Here is a 1,269-nt window from a genome sequence, read left to right on the forward strand (position 1 = left end):
ACATTCTCAAAGTTTAAGGCACGCTCACTTCGGCGTTTAACCGCGCAGATAAACTGCGCTTACGCCTCCGTAGCGAACGTCTGCTCACGCAGCCGCCAGAGCAATTTCAAAGTGAAATTGCTCTAAATGCTTCCGGGGCGTTTGCTTCGGCGCGTAACCGTGCAAATGAACAGCTCCAGTGAACAGGCCGACCGCATATGCGGTCGGCCTGAAGTGTTTTTGCCGGGAGCGGTATTTTTATTCGGCCGGGGCCAGGCGCTCGGCCAGGCGGGTGAAGCGTTTGCGCGTCTTGTTGTTCTTGACGGCCATGTGCAGCGCGCGGGACTCGCCCACCAGGATGACGAGTTTTTTGCCGCGTGTGGCTCCGGTGTAGATAAGGTTGCGCTGCAGCAGCACATAGTGCTGCATCATGATGGGTATGACCACGGCGGGGTATTCCGAACCCTGGGATTTGTGAATGGATATGGCGTAGGCCGGGGCCAGCTCGTCCAATTCATCAAATTCGTAGGGAACCACGCGATCATCAAAGGTGACGCTCAAGGTGCGATCGGCAAGATCAAGAAAGCTGATCCGCCCCATGTCGCCGTTGAATACGTCCTTATCGTAGTTATTGCGTATCTGCATGACCTTGTCGTGCAGGCGAAAGGACCGTTCGCCGCGCCGAACTTCCAGACCGTTGGGGTTCAGGGCCTCCTGCAGGCGCGCATTCATCTGTCCCGCGCCCACGGCCCCCTTGTGCATGGGGGTGAGCACCTGGATGTCGTCCACGGGGTCAAGCCCGAAGCGACGCGGAATATGGTTGCGCACCAGATCAACCATGAGGTCGGCGGCTTTTTCCGGATCGTTCTGATGGATAAAGTAAAAGTCGGAAAGGCGGTCCTTGCTGGACTCCAGCGAAGGAACCTCGCCCCGGTTGATAAGGTGGGCATTGCAGATGATTTCGCTTTCCGCCGACTGACGGAAAATTTCCGTAAGCTCCACCACGGGGACTACGCCGGAAGCGATGATGTCGGCCAGCACGTTGCCGGGACCCACCGAGGGCAGTTGGTGCACATCGCCCACCAGCACAAGGGTCGCACCCAGGGGAACGGCCTTGAGCAGGTGGTAGAAAAGCAGGGTGTCCATCATCGAGGCTTCGTCCACCACCAGCAGGCCGCAGGCCAGAGGGCTGTCCTCATTGCGGGCGAAGCCGTCTTCCTTGGGGCTGTACTCCAGCAGGCGGTGGATGGTGCGGGATTCGCGCCCCGATGTTTCGGCCATGCGCTTGGC

Annotated in this window: 1 protein-coding gene; it reads right to left on the reverse strand. The window is 58.9% G+C overall.

Annotated elements, in window-relative coordinates; genetic code table 11:
* Positions 1-237 precede the first annotated feature (237 nt).
* Positions 238-1,269 (reverse strand): ATP-dependent DNA helicase (locus V6C07_RS13285; protein WP_333536954.1); only part of this gene is annotated, 1,032 nt, incomplete at its 5' end.

Origin of the sequence: Desulfovibrio sp. 1214_IL3152, assembly GCF_036763055.1 — a bacterium.
Lineage (GTDB): Bacteria > Desulfobacterota > Desulfovibrionia > Desulfovibrionales > Desulfovibrionaceae > Desulfovibrio.